Origin of the sequence: Haloarcula sp. JP-Z28, from assembly GCF_011440255.1 — an archaeon.
GTDB classification, from domain to species: domain Archaea; phylum Halobacteriota; class Halobacteria; order Halobacteriales; family Haloarculaceae; genus Haloarcula; species Haloarcula marismortui.
The window spans coordinates 1-16,366 of record NZ_JAAOHT010000081.1; the positions used below are offsets into that span (position 1 = coordinate 1).

Consider the following 16,366-nt stretch of genomic DNA (forward strand, 5'->3'; position numbering starts at 1 on the left):
GACGCCGTGCGAGCGCTCGGCTGGTATCGACAGTTCCGTGAGATTGTCCTGATGTTCGCCATCTCGAACATAGAACCGCTCTGTGAACCACTCTAACCGTGACTCAGCATCTATTCAACACGGCAGATGTATCAGGAATCGTATCTCAACGACACCGACATCAGACCAATGGGAAACGGGTTCCTCGACGGACTGAGTGCCGAGCTAGTCACGCGCGGAATCGATGAGTCGCTTCCAACCGGTGTGTTCACGACGCCAACCCACCCACAAGCGCCCGACGCAGCGGCCGCAATCAGACTGCTCACTGCGCTGAAAGAGAGCCACTCGATCCAGATTGACACTGGTCCACTGGAGAACTTCGCTGCGAACATCGAGGCCCACTATCAGGCACTTGCAGAACGGATGGACGCCGCCGATTCCGACCAGTTCGGTGATGACCGAATGTACATGTGAAGGGTAAAATTTGGCACGAGTGTCCACATTTGCTGGGATTTAAACTATACTAATTCCACATTGTGCGTGAACAATCAAACATTCTGCCGACACATTTTTGAGCCTACAGCGCGTTCTTTTCTTTGATGACCTCCACCGAAATCTACACGACCAGCGCGGTCGACTCAGACCCACCACCACAGACGCGGTCCAAGACCTCGCTGTTCTGTCCCGACTGCGGTCACGAGAGCGCAGTGACTGGCGACTGGACAGCCGAAGCAACCGAGAACAGTTTGTTACTCCGGTGTCCGGACTGTGACACCGTCGTCCAACAGCGGTAGGACCACTACGTAATTACTCCTCATCCTCTGTAGACGAGGAGCCGCCAAGGCTCTCAGCGGGCGGACTCACTTTGATGAACTCAACGGCGAGATACACCACTGAGATAACGGCCAGTATGAGCAAGAAACCCGCTCCTGAAGAACGCTGCAGACTCACACCAACAGTGGCAAGCGTTGCAACGAGCACGGCGGTACACCGGCGAATAGTCTGACGGAGGAGGGCAGTGTCGTCCATATATGCTTCTTCACTGCCAGCAACAAGAACCTTCGAACCTGCGTTCCGTTGCCGGGACCCGCCCTGCTGGCCAGTGATGCCGGAACGAACGTACAGCAGTCTCAGTACTCGTGGACCCCGTCGTCAGTGACAACTGTATCCAGCAGGTGTGTCGGCGTGGCGTCGTAGGCCGGGTTTGCGACCTCGAATCCGTCTGCCGGCTCCCGGAGCACCTCCGACAGTGGCCGAATCTCGTTTTCGAAGGCGAATGCCCCGTCGACGTACTTTGCGGCGGCCCCGACGACCGTCACCGGAACGTCGTTGTCCGCCGCCGCCGTCGCAATCGGATACGTGCCGATGCGGTTGTACAGCGTGTCGTCGACGATGCAGTCCATGCCGACGAGCACGCGGTCGACCTCTGGCATGAAGTGCCCGGCGGCGCTGTCGACGATAAGCGTCACGTCGACCCCGTCCCGGTCGGAAAGGTGGCGCGTCATCTTTCGACCGAGGAAGCGCGGTCGGGACTCCGTAACGTACACCTCGAAGCTGTGGCCGGCTTCGATGGCGTCGTCGATGGCCGCAAGGACGGTCGAGGAGAAGTCATGCGTCAACAGCACGTCGTCATCGGCGATCTCCGACACGGCGCGGGCAGCGGCGCGGTCTTTTGACGACTCCACCGAGTCGATAACGTCGTCGATAGCCTCGTTGGTCAGTTCCTTGGCGGCCGCCACGTCGTCGGGCTCCGCATCCGAGACGGTGTTCACGATCCGGTGCTGGGTCGTATGGAGGGAGGCGTGTGAGGGGTTCGCTCGCCGGAGGGCGCTGCTGTTCCGGTCGAGCGAACGGAGGTAATCCTCGACCGTCGGGTACTCCCTGTCAGTCAGGTCCCGGAGCGCCTGGGCGGCTTTGACTGCGACCACGGAGGAACTGTGGGTCTGCATCTCCGAGATCTCCTCGACAGTCTCGTCTATCATACCGGTGGCTGTGAGTTGAACCGATATGTGTCTTCCCCTCGCCGTCGAACAGCATTTAACGCCGTCTCACATTAGGAGTGATAGACGGCTATGGGACAGTTCAGGACTGAGACAGTCGGGATGACAGAGGGCATCGGCGTCGCCGTCCTCATCGGACTGACGCTACTCGTCACGGCTATTGTCGGGCTGAACGTCCTCGTCATCGAGGACGACGACGGCGGCGGCCCGCAGGCGAATTACAGCTACGACTACATCTCAGATAATCAAGTCCTTATCGTCACACACGAACGCGGCGACGAGTTCAAAGCTGGGAACGTCGACATTCAGGGCCCTGACAATCGGGTTACATGGGCAGAAGTGGCTGGCCGAGACTCGGAGGCAACTGTCGGACCCGGCGATGTTGTGCAATTGAGCAGCGGGAGTGCCTATCAGCAACAGGTGAGGGCACAGGACACAATCACGATCTATCATAACGCGAGCGGGAATCGGACCCAGCTGGACCAGTGGAACGGCACGAACTGACCAGCACGGTCAGCGTTTCAACCCGGCTCAGTCCGCCGAAACGACGCTCTCCCGGTCGCTCTGTGCCGGCCGACCGAACCAGTCATCGAATGAGAGCGGCCCGGCACCCATCGTGAACACCGCCGAGGCCATTCCGAACAGCGTGATGTGTGCGAGTACCGGGTCGTCAGGCAGGCCGAACAGCGTCGTGGTGAACAGGACAAAGGAGACAGCCGCGGCTCCGCGGGTCATGAAGCCGAATATCAGCACTAGGCCGACCAGCATCTCAGTCAGGCCAGCACCGAGCACCCACATGCCAGGGTCGACGGGGACGACGGCGGTGAGATTGTACTTTTCGACGACCAGAAGCGCCTGTCCGGGTTCAGCGAGTTTCTGGAACAGTCCGAGATAGATGAACGTCACACCCATGCCGACTCGGATGATGACTGGGACGTACTCACGATACGTTGCCGTTGTTGTGTCCAGAAACCCCTTGAGATGGTGCACCGGGTCAACGCGACCGTAGTAGGTCCCGTCAGTGCTGGCGACCCGCTGGAGCATATGGTCCGCGCTCGGACGACCACCGCCAAGAATCAACAGTGCCAGAAAGGCCGGCACGTACTCCATGGCGAGCACGACACCGGGGTCAACGCTCAGCGCCCAGCCGAAGGTCACCAGCCCAATCGTCGTGACAATACGGGTCGCAAGTCCGAACAGGAGTGTGAACCCCAGCCCGATAAACAGGATGCGGACGACCGGGCTCGTTGCGGGGTCAAACGTCACCGTCGGGGCGAACAGATACCCCTGAAAACCGGCACCGACGAGTGGCAGCCCCACGCTGAGTCGGAGCATCCACGGGACGAGGTCTGCGTAGCCGACGAGCACGTCCCGAAGGATGACGATGTCTGCAATCGTCGGTCGGACCCAGAGATACGCCGCGAGGCCGCCAGTCACAGCCAGTCCCGAGATGCCGAAAACGGCCGCATTCACCGGGTTCGATAGCACGGATATCGCAAACGCCACTGCATCAAAGGCCTCGCCCGGCCCTTCCGTCACGTAGTCGACGTGTGCCGCCGCAGGTCGCGAAAGGAGCGTGAGCACGAGCGCGACAGTGCCGATAAAACTCGGTATACGCGTGTCCATACCTGAGAATTCGTGCGCTATCTACCTAATCCTGTTCGTCCGGTCCGTGAAACTGGACGCTTAGACACCCCTCTCTGTAGGCGGTGGAATTATATCCACGCCTCCACTACTTATACGGCAGTGAGCGTCAACATCGAGACACAGATCGTCGAACGCGGGGACGACGAACACGTCGACGCGGCGTGGCGGCTCAAGGAAGACATCCGGGAGTCCGACGGCGTTCTTCGGCAGCGACGGGGGTTCTTTCGCGACGCCTACCGACGGTCGACCACCTATCTCTACATCGACCGCTCCAAAGACCGCCTCATCGGCTTCGCCGCGGTTCGACGCGACGGCTACATTCTCTTTCTCGCAGTCGGTGACGAGTACAGGGGTCACGGCTTCGGCAAGCGGCTGGTGGCCCGCGTCGCCGAGGACTACGGCAGCGTGACCTGTCACGCCCGGGCGACAAATCGGGAGGCACTCGGGTTCTACAAACACATCGGCTTCGAGATCACGCGGCGCATCGACAACTACTACGAGGACGGCGGCGACGCCTACTACCTCAAACTCGGCGAGGACTCGATTACGGACAAGCTGTCGAAGTTCCTGCGCGGCTAAGCGAACGCTTTTCAAGGGACCTCCCCAACGAGGTAGCCGATGGAAGAGCGGACCCGAGCGTACCTCCGTGGCCGGTTCGGCGATCACTACCGACAGGCGTCCGTAACGCCGCCGCCGGCCGCGAACGAACGTGAATGGGGGTTCATCCCATGGACTGAAGGCCCCGGTGAGACGATGGTCCGCCATCGCTCGCTGCTGGACCTCGGCGAAATCGAGGACTTCCTCGGCCGCCGGAAGCCCCGCCACGTCTACTTCTCCGCGGGCCGCTACGACGAGCCGAGCGCCTCGACGATGTCGGACAAGGGCTGGCGCTCCTCTGACCTTGTGTTTGACCTCGACGCCGACCACCTACCCTCCGTAGTGCTGGGCGAGGACAGCTACGCCGAGATGCTCGCAAAGTGCAAGGACGCGTTGCGCAGGCTGCTCGACTTTCTGGAAGACGATTTCGGCTTCGATGACCTGACTATCGTCTTCTCCGGTGGCCGGGGCTATCACGTCCACGTCCGTGACGAGCGTATCCGCCACCTGGAACGGGACGCGCGCCGGGAGGTTGTCGACTACGTCCGCGGCATCGGGCTGGAGTTCGACGAACTCGTGGACGAGGAATCCGTCGCCGGCACGGCTGGTCGGTCCAGTCCGGCCCAGAAACGGACACTCTCGACGGAAGGCGGCTGGAGCGCCCGCGCCCACCGACACATGCTCGCCGTCGTCGATGACCTGCTCGCGATGGAGGAGGCCGACGCGCTCGACCGACTGCAGGAGTACGACGGCATCGGCGAGGGGAAGGCGACGGCGGCACTGAACGCCGCCCGGTCGAACTACGAGCAACTGGAAGCCGGCAACATCGACGTGCATCCGGCGTTCTACCAGCTGGCGAAGATTCTGCTCCACGAGGTCGTCGCGGCGGACAACGCACCGATCGACGAACCGGTGACGACGGACACGAACCGGCTCATCCGCCTGCCCGGCTCACTCCACGGCGGCAGCGGGCTGGAGGTTCAACGAATCGACCGCGACGACCTCGATGCGTTCGACCCGCTGGTCGACCCTGTCCCGGAGACGTTCCGGGGCCACGACATCACCGTTGAGGTGACCGACAGCGGCCTCGTCGAACTGGATGGCGATAGCTTTACACTGGAGGCGGGTAATCAGACTGTACCAGAGCACGTGGGCGTGTTTCTCATGGCCCGTGGCCGCGCCGAGAAGGGGAAAGAATGAACGTAGACGAGCTACAGTCCGTCCAATCGCGGGAACGCCAGACCGACCAGCTCCAGCAGCTGCGCGAGACGTTCTACGAGGACGCCGGGCAGTTCATTCAACAGCTTCGGTCGGAGCGCGACCGCGCGGCCGAGCGCGCCGAGGACCCCTTCGACTCGCCCGAGGTCAACCGCCTGACCGACGATATCAAGACCGCTGAACAGACCGTCGAAGCGGTCTACGAACGGCGCGTGGGCAAAATTGTCAAAATGGCGTCGCTGGCCGCGGCGGACATGCCGACCGAGGACGACGGTCTCACACAGGAGGAACGAGACCTGTTCGAGACGATGGTTGAGGCCATCGAATCCAACCGAGGCCACGTCCTCGATGTGATCGCGGGCGAGGCTCCGACCGGCGCGGTCGGCGACGAGCCGAACTCGGGCGAGCGACAGGCCCCTGACCCGGACCCACAACAGACGGCAGACGAGGCGACAGCCGGTGAGCCCGAGCAGTCGACGCCGCACACCGGCGTTGACGCGGCTGACATGATGGGCAGCGGTGGGGACCAGTCCCCGCCAGCAGCGGATTCCGACGCACCAACGCCGCCACCCGAGCTGGACACGGGCAGCAACCCCACGGCCGACGGCCAGACTGACCCGGCGGACGTGCCGGCCGGCGACGACGTTCCTGCCCCACCAGCTGAACAGAGTGCTGAGTCGACCTCCGGCCCTGCGGCGGACCCGACGCAGGCTGACGGCGGAACGCAGTCACCAGCCAGTGCTGACACGGGGGCCGCCGACGTGGACCGGCGCACGGTCCGCATCACGGACGACGTGGGCGAGATATTCGGCGTCGACCAGCGCGAGTACGACCTTTCGACGGACGACGTGGTGACGCTGCCGGCCGATAACGCCGACCCGCTAGTCGAACAGGACGCCGCCGAGCCGTTAGAATAAGCCGACGCGACGGGGGCGAACGGGCCGCTGTGTGAAACGCCGCTGGATACCCTGTTCTGCGGCAGCGGCGGACTATTTATATACAGTCGTTCAGTTGATACGTATGAACACGCACGTCCGCATCGTTGTTGCCCTGCTCCTCGGTGCACTCGTATTTGCTGTCACGACCGTCGTGGTGACCGCTGGCTTCGAACCACAGATAGAGTTCTCGCTGCTCATCGGACTTCCCGTGGGTGTGTCGGCCGGCCTGACCGCGCTGTTTGCCAGTTACGTCCTGCTGTGGCACCGCGATCAGGCGGCCGCCGGTACGGTTTCCGGGCGCGCTGTTCGCCTTCGGCTGGCAGCGCTGGCGACCATTGCGGACTTCGTCACGGTCACCGCGGCCGGCGTTGGGCTCTACGTGGTCTTCGGTAGGAGTCTCGGTATCAGCCTGCTTATTGCGGGGCTTCCAGTGACACTGCCGCTTGCTGCCGCCGTCGGCTACCTCGTGGCCGGTGGCAGCCGTAGCGAACAGGGTGAGGTCCAGACGCAGTAACCGCGGTCTGGACAGCAGATTCGGCTGCCGACGTTCGTTACGGCTCCGGTCTGGTCCCGAGCGTGAGTTCGACTGTTTCCTGTGCGCCGTCGCGCTCGACCAGTACATCGACCGTCTCGCCGGGGCTGGTCTCCAGTGCAAGAAAGCTCCCCAGCGCCTGCCGCGTCGGCGTCGGGGTGTCGTCCATCTGTCTGACCACGTCACCGCCAGTGGGAATTGCTGTCCCCGAAATCGTCGTCTCCCCATCGCTTCCCTGCAGAACGCCCGCCGCCGGACCATCACTGACCACACGAGTGATATACACTCCCGACCCGGGGTCCAGATTGTTCGCCTCAGCGACTCGCGGCGACACACTCCGGAGTCCAACACCCATGTACGGGTGGTCGTAGTCGCCGGTCTGGATGAGCGACGGCACGACGCGCTGGGTGAGCGGGGCGGAGATGGCGAACGCGACGTTGTCGCCGCCACCTGAGTTGATGACACCGACCACGTCACCCTCAAGCGTGACGAGCGGCCCCCCGCTGTTGCCGGGGTTGACCGGCGCGTCGGTCTGGACCGCATCGGCGATGGAGAAGTTGTTGGCGCTCTGGAGCGTGCGGTCGACGCCACTGACAATGCCCGCGGACACTGAGCCGGACAGTCCGAAGGGGTTCCCGATAGCGACGACTTCGGTTCCGACTGTGGGTTCCGTCTCGACGAACGAGAGGGGGGTCGCGTCCGGGGTCGCACCGATGCGGAGGACCGCCAGGTCGCTGTACACGTCTGCGCCGACGACGGAGGCAGTCCGCCAGCCAGTGTCAGTAAAGCGGACGTAGTACTCGTCCCCGCCCGCAACGACGTGTTCGTTCGTGACGATATGCTCGTCGTCAATGAGGAAGCCGCTCCCCTGCCCACCACGGGAGTCCTCGGCGTACACCCTGATCGAGACGACGGCATCGGCCACCTCCTGATACACGTTGGTGTAGACGCTGTCGGACTGTGCAACCGCGTCGGCTGACTCCGGCTGCTCTCCGGTGTCACTGCCTGAGTCGCTGCCGGTCCCGGGACTCTGACAGCCGGCCGTGGCTGCGACGGCTGTCCCGAGGGCTCCTAACATCGCCCGGCGAGTGAGAGACTGTTTCATACTGGGGCGTGGGTCTGTGCCGCGAAAAAGGCACGGTCAGAACTCTTTACCGCAACCAGAGTGCCTGATTGCCGTGCGCGCTGACTCTCAGTTCGGCCCGCAAGCGGGCACAAACTACAATCGTCCCGATTGCATACGGGGGCGCATGGCAGAGGATTCATCGGGAACGAACACGCCGACACCGGGGTTCGTGTTGCCCGGACTGCGATGTGGTGTCGAGATGGCACTCGTCGGGACGATTGTCCTGCTCATCGGCCTCCCGACCGAGGAACCGATACGGCTGGGAATCGTCTTCCTGTCGGCGCTACTGGCAATGACAGTGGTACTGTTCTGGGCAGTCGGCCGGCATATGCGGCGCTGGATCCGGTACGCACAGGGGAAGCCGACGCGGACGACGCCGTTCGACTGAGAGCGGCGACCGCCCCGGCTAGATGTAGAGTCGATACTGCCAGCTTTAATATCTCAATCGGAGTATTTTATTAACTTATTGCACCGTTGGACCTGTTTTTAGCAGCTGAATTAATAAGACAGGGTAGCCTAGCCCCGGTAATGACAGAGTCCGACGGTTGTTCGGATGGCGGTGCGTGTGGCGGCGCGAGTGCCGACGGTCCCCCTACAGCAACGCACTCGCACGATGGGCCCCACGTCGCACAGCTGTCCGTCCCGGAGATGGACTGTCCCTCCTGTGCGGGAAAGGTGGAGTCGAGCGTCCGTGAACTGTCTGGCATCAAGGCCGTTGACCCACAGGTAGCAACGGGTCGACTCACCGTTGAGTACGACGAGACTGAGACGGACGTGGATGCGATAGCGGCGCGCGTCGAGGCGGCGGGCTACACCGTCCCAGACGACGGCGGCGAGACGCTGCGATTCAGCGTTCCGGAGATGGACTGTGCTTCCTGCGCTGGGAAGGTCGAAAGCGCGCTCGGTGGGGTCTACGGCATCAGAAGCGCCGAAACACGCCCGACCACCGGGACGGTCGTTGTCACGTACGACCGGGACGCGACGACGGAAGGAGACCTCGTGGCGGCTATCGAGAGCGCCGGCTACGAGGTCACGGAGACGACGGGCGAGGACGACACGGGGACCAGACAGCCGGACGAAAACGGCTCGCTCTGGACCAGTTCGAGAGCGCTGAAGACGTGGGCCAGCGGCGTGTTCGTGGCCTTCGGCCTCCTCTTCGAGTTCCTGTTGCGCGGCGCGAACGCGCAGGTGGGAAGCGTGCTCGGCTCGCCGCTCCACGTCGCCGATATCCTGTTTCTCATCGCGGTAGCGACCGGCGGCCAGGAAATCCTGCGTGGCGGCTACTACTCCCTGAAAAACCGGAATCTTGACATCGACCTGCTGATGTCTATCGCCATTCTGGGCGCGCTCACCGCCAGTCTGGCCTTCGGCGAGGCGCTGTATTTCGAGGCCGCGACGCTGGCGTTCCTCTTCAGCATCGCGGAACTGTTAGAGCGGTACTCGATGGACCGCGCGCGGAACTCGCTTGCGGAACTGATGGACCTCTCGCCCGACGAAGCGACGGTCAAACGTGACGGAGCCGAGGAGGTCCTGCCTGTCGATGACGTACAGGTCGGCGATGTCGTCGTCATCAGGCCCGGCGAAAAGATTCCGATGGATGGTGAGGTCATCGACGGAACCAGCGCGGTGAATCAGGCCCCGATTACCGGCGAGAGCGTCCCGGTTGACAAGACCGAGGGCGACGAGGTGTACGCTGGAACCATCAACGAAGAGGGGTATCTGGAAGTGCAGGTCACGGCGGCGGCCAGCGACAACACCCTCTCGCGCATCGTTCAGATGGTCGAAGACGCCCAGTCGAACAAGACCGAGCGCGAGCAGTTCGTCGAGCGCTTCTCGGCGTACTACACGCCGGTCGTCGTCGCCTTCGCCGTTCTTGTGACGCTTTCGTCTCCCGCCGTATTCGGGGTGGCGTGGTCGACCGCGGTCGTGCACGGACTGACGCTGTTGGTGCTTGCCTGTCCCTGCGCATTCGTTATTTCGACGCCCGTGTCGGTCGTCTCAGGTATCACCAGCGCCGCGAAGAACGGCGTACTCATCAAGGGCGGGAACCACCTCGAAGCGATGGGTGATGTCGACGTGGTCGCCTTCGACAAGACGGGGACGCTGACGAAAGGTGAACTGACCGTCACCGACGTGGTTCCGCTGAACGGGAACACCGAACAAGGAGTTCTGCAGTGCGCTCGCGGGCTCGAACAGCGGAGCGAACACCCCATCGGCGAGGCCATCGTCGCGGAGGCGGGCACGACCGGCGTCGAAAGCGCCGACGTCGATGACTTCGAGAGTATCACCGGCAAGGGCGTCCGGGCGGACCTTGACGGGACGCCCCACTACGCTGGGAAGCCGGGGCTGTTCGAGGAGCTCGGCTTCGACCTCTCACACGTTCACGCCACTACCGATGGCGGCGTCGTCACAAAAACGGCCCAGCAGCTCTGTGAGCGCAACAACTGTCTGGACCTGCTGGAAGACGCCGTCCCCGAGCTTCAGGCCGAAGGGAAGACGGTCGTCATCGTGGGCACGGACGAAGAGATAGAGGGCATCATCGCCGTCGCCGACGAGGTACGCCCGGTGGCGAAAGCCACCGTCTCACGGCTTCGAGAGCTGGGCGTTGAGCGGACGGTGATGCTGACCGGTGACAACGAACGCACTGCGGGGGCTATCGCCCGGGAGGTCGGAATCGACGACTATCAGGCCGAACTCCTGCCCGACGAGAAAGTCGCCGCTATCGATGACCTCGTCGAGGAGTGCGAGGAGGGGGTAGCGATGATCGGAGACGGTATCAACGACGCCCCGGCGCTGGCGAGCGCGACCGTGGGCGTCGCGATGGGGGCCGCTGGCACGGACACAGCGCTTGAGACGGCCGACATCGCCCTGATGAGTGACGACCTCTCGAAGCTTCCGTACCTGTACGAACTGGCGAACGACGCGAACGGCGTCATCCGGCAGAACATCTGGGCCAGCCTGGCGGTCAAGGCTGGGCTCGCTCTCGCCGTGCCGTTCGGCGTCGTTCCCATCTGGGCTGCTGTGCTGGCCGGTGACGCCGGCATGACAACGGCCGTGACCGGGAACGCGATGCGGCTCTCACGAGTCCGGTCGGAGAGCGGCGACGGTTAGATATCGCCGGCGCGGATGTCCGCGATTCGCTGGCGGTCATACAACGTCTCTTCCTCGTCGAACTCGTCCGGGAACAGCTGTTTTGCGGCTCGCTCTGTCTTCGAGAGGTTGATAATCGGTCCCTGGTACATCCCGCCAGCCGGGTACACAGCGCCGTTCTGCACGGCAGTGAGCTGGCTCGCTGTGTCGTGGTCCTGCAGAAACGAGCGGTACGTATCCTCGAACGCCGTATCCGGGAGATGGGTGTCCGTGTACAGCAACAGCACCTCCGGATCGATTTCGAGGAGCGGCTCGTAGTCGATCGTCCCTCGGTCGGACGTGAAACTCTGGATCTCGCTCCCGGCGAGCGCATCGCTCACACCCAGGTCGCGCCAGTGCTTGTATGCCGTTCGGTCCCCGAGCCGGTACGGATAGAACGTCTCCGGCTCAGTCGACCCCGGCGAGAGGAGCGCGATTTCCGGGCGCTGGTCTTCCGGGGGGAGCCGTTCCTGCAATCGGTCGAGGAACCCTTCATGGAGACTTGAGAGTGCCCGGAACCGGTCCTGTCGCTGGAACACTGCGGCTACCTTCTCGGTCGCTTCGTACAGGCTGTAGTACGGATAGTCCTCATGCCAGGAGTACGTCGAGAAACTGGTGTTCCCACAGAACGGGCCGACGCGTTCGTGCATCTCCTCGACATCCGACCGGTCCCAGTTCGGGATGAGATTCACCATGTAGTTGGGGTCGATGAAGTGAACACCGGCGTCGATTTCGAGTAGTAGTTCCTTCGAAATACCGTCCTGCCAGAGTGAAACCATGTCCTCTTTCGACGGTGAAAGTCCCGGCACGTCCTCGTAATGCCACGTGCGGTACTCCCCGGTGAGAACGACCGCGCTCGGTTTGGTCAGGCCGAGTGCGACGCCCATATCGGCCCAGCTGGCGTTTTCTGCGACCCACGTCTGTGGCACTGTCTCGAATGACACCTCTCCCACTGGTTCGACGGTGACGCGGTAAGGCTTGTCCGTGGCCGCCGTCTCCGCCGGTTTGGACTCCGTTGCTGTTGTTGTGGCCGTTTCCGTGGCTGTCTCCGAGTCCGACGGGTCTGAGCCGCTGCTTCCCGTACACCCAGACAACAGTCCACCAGCGAGGACCGTCCCGCCGCAGGTGACGTATTCGCGTCGTGTCAGCTCCGACTGGTCATTTGAATTACTCGACATGATTTTAGGCTAGCATAAAAATTATAAAACGGCTTCGGTTCCCGTCCCATAGAACGCTCCCATCGAAGCGTGGCTACCGGTGGGGCCAGTGCAGTCAAACGGACAGACTGGGAACACGCTGAAAGACCCTTCGGATAATCACCATGACTGGGCGCTGCCAGCGGTGATAGCTTGGGACCGGTCTCTCGCTCGGACACCACAGAGCCAGTCCACTGTAATATTAAGTAGACGCCACGAGTAGCGTCCATCCGGTATGGAACTCACATGGTACGGCCATTCGACGTGGCACGTGACAGTTGACGACACCGAATTGCTCATCGACCCGTTTTTCGATAACCCACACACAGACACCGACCCCGAAGAACTGGACCCGGACTACGTGTTGTTGACCCACGGCCACGCCGACCACATCGGCGACGTGGACCGCTACGAGGGCTGTGGGCTCGTGGCGACGCCGGAGGTCGTCGAGTACTGCAAGGACAACTTCGGCGAGTTCAACGCCGTCGGCGGCATGGGGATGAACCTCGGCGGCACCGTCGAAATCGGCGACGCCTTCGTCACGATGCACCGGGCCGACCACACCAACGGCATGGACACCAGCTACGGCACGAGCGGCGGGATGCCAGGCGGGTTCATCATCTCCGATACGAAGCCGACACAGGTCAGCGACGCAGAGTCGACGACGTTCTACCACGCCGGCGACACCGGTCTCATGACGGAGATGCGCGACGTCATCGGCCCGTTCCTTGAACCGGACGCCGCGGCGGTGCCGGTCGGCGACCACTTCACGATGGGACCGATGCAGGCTGCCGTTGCTGTCGACTGGCTGGACGTCGACCACGCATTCCCGATGCACTACGACACGTTCCCACCCATCGAAATCGAGACGCAAGACTTCGTGAACGAGGTCAAAGGCACCGGAAGCGATGCCGACGTTCACGTCCTTGACGGCGACGAGACCTTCGAGCTTTAATCCGGTCGTTCCACGTCGGTCACGGTAAACCGTGCGCCGCCGTTCTCGCTGTCACCGACCGACAGCGACCACCCGTGTTCTTTTGCGATCCGGTTGGCGATGTAGAGTCCGAACCCGCTGTTTCGTTTCTCCGATGCGTACCCCGCCTCGAACACCCGCTCCGGTGGCGAGACATCAACACCGGGCCCATCGTCCGCGACGAAGAATCCAGACGACGTGGCCCCGACGCGTATCGCAACGTCGGGGCCGCCATGTTCGACAGCGTTCGAGAGCAGAATCTCAAGAAACAGGCGCATCGACTCCGCGTCTGCCAGCAGTCGCCTGTCAGATGTTACTTCGAGCGACGCGGCTTCGAGCGACAGCGAACTCCATACGTCCCAGACGACCGTCGAGAGCCACTGTTGTTCGGGTTCGAACGTCGGCGAATCACTTGACGCCAGCGAGACGACTTTATCAACAATCCCGGAGAGTTGGTCGATAGAACGCTCGACTGCATCGACGTGCTCGTCATCGGCCTCGATTTGGGAGAGATGGCCGGTCGATACCTGCAGTTCGTTTCGGAGTTCGTGTGCGGCCAGCAACGCCACCTTCCGGAGGCGTTCGTTCTGCTGCCTGAGGAGGCGTTCGCGTTCCTTCTGGTCGGTGACATCCTGCGTAATGCCAATAAGGCCGGCCAGCTCGTCGGTTTCGTCGTACCAGGGGACCTTCGACGTTCGGAGGTGTTTCCCCATCGACGGCGAGAACTCGTGGACATCGAGGATGTCGGTCCCGTCGTTGATGACCTGTAAGTCGTCGCCGCGTGCTGCATCCAGATACGTCGCCCCGGCGGGGAGTCCGTCTTCGTCTCGCCGGCCAAGCAGTTCCGGGGGTGCGTACGAGGAATCGTTGAGCAGCAGATAGTGCCTGTCAGTGTCTTTTACGTACAGGTGTTCGGAGTTCCGTTCGAACATCGTGGCGAGAATCGTCTCCGGCCGGGAAGCCGGCCGTGCGGCCATTGTCTCACTGTTTTCGAGCGCCTCACCGACTGCGGCTGCCAGTTCCGGCGAACCCAGATCGTCGGCAGCGACCGTCTGAATATGGCCTCCACGGTCCGCCGCACTGCCGTACATGATCACCGGGAGGTCCGGATAGAGTCCCGTAGCCGCCTCCGCTAGGTGTCCGCCCGCCATCCCCTCACACGTCACCGGGACGACGAGGCAGTCAACCGCAGTACGTAGCAGCGTTGTATCGACGCATTCTGGCTCGGTCGTCTCAACCGTGGCGTCGATTGCTGCCTGTTCAAGTGTCGCCTGTAACTGCTCTCCAGCAGTAGTCTCGGCAGCGATGAGGAGGACTGTCGGCGGGGACATCAACACGCCCATGATTTGTCCCGGGGTTGTAAATAGGTTTAGCAGTCATGATGAAAATAAAACAGGATACAACAGCGGAACGACCCCTCCAGCCGATACTGGACACCGCTACCAGAAGCGACCAGCCGACTTCCGGATTGGCCCGTTACGTGAACTGAAATGCTCGCTATAGGCCAATCTCATGTCACGATGGTTGTCTCTCGACCAGAGAACAGTGGCGTGATATTCGATAGAACGGGCCGTTGACGGGGCAGTCGCTAGTCAATACTGACACACACTTGAAAGGATTCACAACATCCGAGTATCCGGGCGGCGTATAGTCAGGTGTGTCCGAAACGTACGTGTGCGCCCGATGTCAGGACGCCGTCGAGCGGAACTTCGAGGTTCGGTCGATCATCAGGACCTGCAGCGAGTGCGGCGAGAACGGTCGGTTCCTCCACAGGTCGCTGGTCGAGTCACTTTCCGAGATCGCCACGGAGAACCAGCCGGATGGCTGGGACCAGATGACACTGGACGAGCGGTTCGAAGCGGCGCTCAAAGAGGGCCTCATCACGGTCACACGGAAATAAGTCTGTACTGCCGGACTGACGGCGCTGTTCGGTCCGATAAAAACTCTGAGGTCGTTAGGCTCTCAGTCCCACTTCGCGCCGGGATTCGTCACCGCACCATTGGCCGCAGAGCCGAAGTCGTTGTGATACTTGGCCAGCACGCCGCTGTCGTACGTCGGTTCTGGGTCGTAGTCTTCGAGGCGCTGTTCCATCTCGTCCTCAGTGAGGTCGACTGACAGTTCGTGGTCGTCGATGTCGATGGTGATGGTGTCGCCGTCCTCCAGAGCGGCGATTGGGCCGCCGACGAACGCCTCGGGGGCGACGTGGCCGATAGAGAAGCCGCGGGTCGCACCGGAGAAGCGGCCGTCGGTAAATAGCGCCACGTCCTCTGCGTGGCCCTGGCCGGCGACGGCAGAGGTCACGCCGAGCATCTCTCGCATCCCGGGGCCGCCCTGTGGCCCCTCGTTGCGGATACAGATCACGTCGCCGGACTCGACGCGGCCTTCCTGCACGTACTCCATGGCCCCTTCTTCCTGTTCGAACACGCGGACCGGCCCCTCGTGGTGGAGGTGGTCTTCGCCGGTGATTTTGATGACCGCACCGTCGGGCGCGAGGTTGCCGGAGAGGATGCGGATTGCACCGCGCTCGTGGATGGGGTCCTCGACAGTGTTGAGATAGTCCACATCGAGGTCCTCGACCGTTGGCGGGTCGATCTGTTCGAGTTCCTCTGCGATTGTGTTGCCCGTGACCGTGAGCGCGTCACCGTGGAGCAGGCCGGCGTCGTTCAGGGCCCGCAACACGACCGGGACACCGCCGACCTCGTGGAGGTCGTTCATGACCCGCTCGCCGCCGGGCTGAAGGTCGGCGATCTTGGGCGTCCGGGCGCTGATTTCGTTGAACGTCTCGATATCGAGGTCGATGCCGGCCTCCGCCGCGAGCGCGAGCAGGTGGAGAACGGCGTTGGTCGAACCGCCGACCGCGACCTGCAGGGCGATGGCGTTCTCGAAGGACTCGCGGGTGAGGAAGTCTGAGGGGCTACGGCGTTCCTGCACTACTTCGACGGCTAGTTCCCCGGCTCGGCGGGCTTCCTCGTAGCGGGACTCGTGCTCGGCCGGCGGCGAGGCCGACCCGAGCGGCGCGAAACCGAGCGCT

At 62.6% G+C, this 16,366-nt stretch carries 18 protein-coding genes and 1 pseudogene; 12 read left to right on the forward strand and 7 right to left on the reverse strand.

Going from position 1 to position 16,366, the window contains the following annotated elements:
- The 3 genes and pseudogenes from G9463_RS20400 to G9463_RS20410 all read left to right on the forward strand — a co-directional run.
- Positions 1–96: pseudogene (locus tag G9463_RS20400) on the forward strand (IS5/IS1182 family transposase); the annotation flags it as partial.
- A 30-nt stretch (positions 97–126) separates the two neighbouring features.
- A complete protein-coding gene (locus tag G9463_RS20405) occupies positions 127–453 on the forward strand; it encodes a PAC2 family protein (protein ID WP_240150093.1) in 327 nt (108 codons plus the stop codon).
- 125 nt (positions 454–578) lie between these two features.
- The gene (locus G9463_RS20410) at positions 579–773 is read left to right on the forward strand and encodes a hypothetical protein (RefSeq protein WP_011222939.1); all 195 of its coding nucleotides are present in this window, start codon (positions 579–581) and stop codon (positions 771–773) included.
- 13 nt (positions 774–786) lie between these two features.
- Here the strand turns inward: G9463_RS20410 and G9463_RS20415 are convergent, their stop codons facing one another.
- Both G9463_RS20415 and G9463_RS20420 read right to left on the reverse strand, forming a co-directional pair.
- Complete coding sequence (locus G9463_RS20415) at positions 787–1,008, reverse strand: hypothetical protein (protein WP_011222940.1); 222 nt, start codon at positions 1,006–1,008, stop codon at positions 787–789.
- 101 nt (positions 1,009–1,109) lie between these two features.
- Positions 1,110–1,961, reverse strand: a complete 852-nt coding sequence (locus G9463_RS20420; protein WP_007188378.1) for a translation initiation factor eIF-2B — start codon at positions 1,959–1,961, stop codon at positions 1,110–1,112.
- Between the two features lie 90 nt (positions 1,962–2,051).
- Between G9463_RS20420 and G9463_RS20425 the strand changes: the two genes are divergently transcribed.
- On the forward strand, positions 2,052–2,483 hold the full coding sequence (locus tag G9463_RS20425; protein ID WP_011222941.1) for a type IV pilin: 432 nt from the start codon (positions 2,052–2,054) through the stop codon (positions 2,481–2,483).
- A gap of 27 nt (positions 2,484–2,510) precedes the next feature.
- Here the strand turns inward: G9463_RS20425 and G9463_RS20430 are convergent, their stop codons facing one another.
- Positions 2,511–3,605 carry a DoxX family protein gene (locus tag G9463_RS20430; protein ID WP_165897688.1) on the reverse strand — a complete coding sequence of 365 codons (1,095 nt, stop codon included), beginning with the start codon at positions 3,603–3,605 and terminating at the stop codon, positions 2,511–2,513.
- Between the two features lie 120 nt (positions 3,606–3,725).
- On the opposite strand from G9463_RS20430, the gene G9463_RS20435 reads away from it, so the two are divergent.
- The 4 genes from G9463_RS20435 to G9463_RS20450 all read left to right on the forward strand — a co-directional run bounded on the left by G9463_RS20435 (position 3,726) and on the right by G9463_RS20450 (position 6,893).
- Positions 3,726–4,205 carry an N-acetyltransferase gene (locus G9463_RS20435; RefSeq protein ID WP_004962720.1) on the forward strand — a complete coding sequence of 160 codons (480 nt, stop codon included), beginning with the start codon at positions 3,726–3,728 and terminating at the stop codon, positions 4,203–4,205.
- A gap of 39 nt (positions 4,206–4,244) precedes the next feature.
- Positions 4,245–5,423 (forward strand): DNA primase small subunit PriS, encoded by a 1,179-nt coding sequence (priS, locus tag G9463_RS20440; protein WP_165897689.1) that lies wholly within the window; start codon positions 4,245–4,247, stop codon positions 5,421–5,423.
- Entirely contained in the window at positions 5,420–6,358 is a 939-nt protein-coding gene (locus G9463_RS20445) for a hypothetical protein (protein WP_165897690.1), read from the forward strand. Before priS ends, G9463_RS20445 begins: the two co-directional genes overlap by 4 nt.
- Before the next feature lie 103 nt (positions 6,359–6,461).
- Complete coding sequence (locus tag G9463_RS20450; protein WP_165897691.1) at positions 6,462–6,893, forward strand: hypothetical protein; 432 nt, start codon at positions 6,462–6,464, stop codon at positions 6,891–6,893.
- 37 nt (positions 6,894–6,930) lie between these two features.
- On the opposite strand, the gene G9463_RS20455 is transcribed toward G9463_RS20450, so the two are convergent.
- A complete protein-coding gene (locus G9463_RS20455) occupies positions 6,931–8,016 on the reverse strand; it encodes a S1C family serine protease (RefSeq protein WP_165897692.1) in 1,086 nt (361 codons plus the stop codon).
- A 145-nt stretch (positions 8,017–8,161) separates the two neighbouring features.
- On the opposite strand from G9463_RS20455, the gene G9463_RS20460 reads away from it, so the two are divergent.
- Both G9463_RS20460 and G9463_RS20465 read left to right on the forward strand, forming a co-directional pair.
- Complete coding sequence (locus G9463_RS20460) at positions 8,162–8,425, forward strand: hypothetical protein (protein WP_004962707.1); 264 nt, start codon at positions 8,162–8,164, stop codon at positions 8,423–8,425.
- A 140-nt stretch (positions 8,426–8,565) separates the two neighbouring features.
- Positions 8,566–11,148, forward strand: a complete 2,583-nt coding sequence (locus tag G9463_RS20465; protein ID WP_165897693.1) for a heavy metal translocating P-type ATPase — start codon at positions 8,566–8,568, stop codon at positions 11,146–11,148.
- Here G9463_RS20465 and G9463_RS20470 read toward each other — a convergent pair.
- Positions 11,145–12,344, reverse strand: coding sequence for an ABC transporter substrate-binding protein (locus G9463_RS20470; RefSeq protein ID WP_165897694.1), 1,200 nt, complete (start codon positions 12,342–12,344; stop codon positions 11,145–11,147). The genes G9463_RS20465 and G9463_RS20470 overlap by 4 nt on opposite strands.
- Positions 12,345–12,597: 253 nt before the next feature.
- Here G9463_RS20470 and G9463_RS20475 point away from each other — a divergent pair, with 253 nt between their 5' ends.
- Positions 12,598–13,317, forward strand: a complete 720-nt coding sequence (locus G9463_RS20475; protein ID WP_004962700.1) for a metal-dependent hydrolase — start codon at positions 12,598–12,600, stop codon at positions 13,315–13,317.
- On the opposite strand, the gene G9463_RS20480 is transcribed toward G9463_RS20475, so the two are convergent.
- The gene (locus G9463_RS20480) at positions 13,314–14,666 is read right to left on the reverse strand and encodes a hybrid sensor histidine kinase/response regulator (RefSeq protein ID WP_165897695.1); all 1,353 of its coding nucleotides are present in this window, start codon (positions 14,664–14,666) and stop codon (positions 13,314–13,316) included. The two genes, G9463_RS20475 and G9463_RS20480, sit on opposite strands and share 4 nt — an antisense overlap.
- Before the next feature lie 326 nt (positions 14,667–14,992).
- On the opposite strand from G9463_RS20480, the gene G9463_RS20485 reads away from it, so the two are divergent.
- A complete protein-coding gene (locus tag G9463_RS20485) occupies positions 14,993–15,235 on the forward strand; it encodes a hypothetical protein (RefSeq protein ID WP_127013427.1) in 243 nt (80 codons plus the stop codon).
- A gap of 62 nt (positions 15,236–15,297) precedes the next feature.
- Here the strand turns inward: G9463_RS20485 and G9463_RS20490 are convergent.
- The coding region (locus tag G9463_RS20490) for a dihydroxy-acid dehydratase (protein ID WP_193569692.1) at positions 15,298–16,366 on the reverse strand (1,069 nt) is incomplete at its 5' end.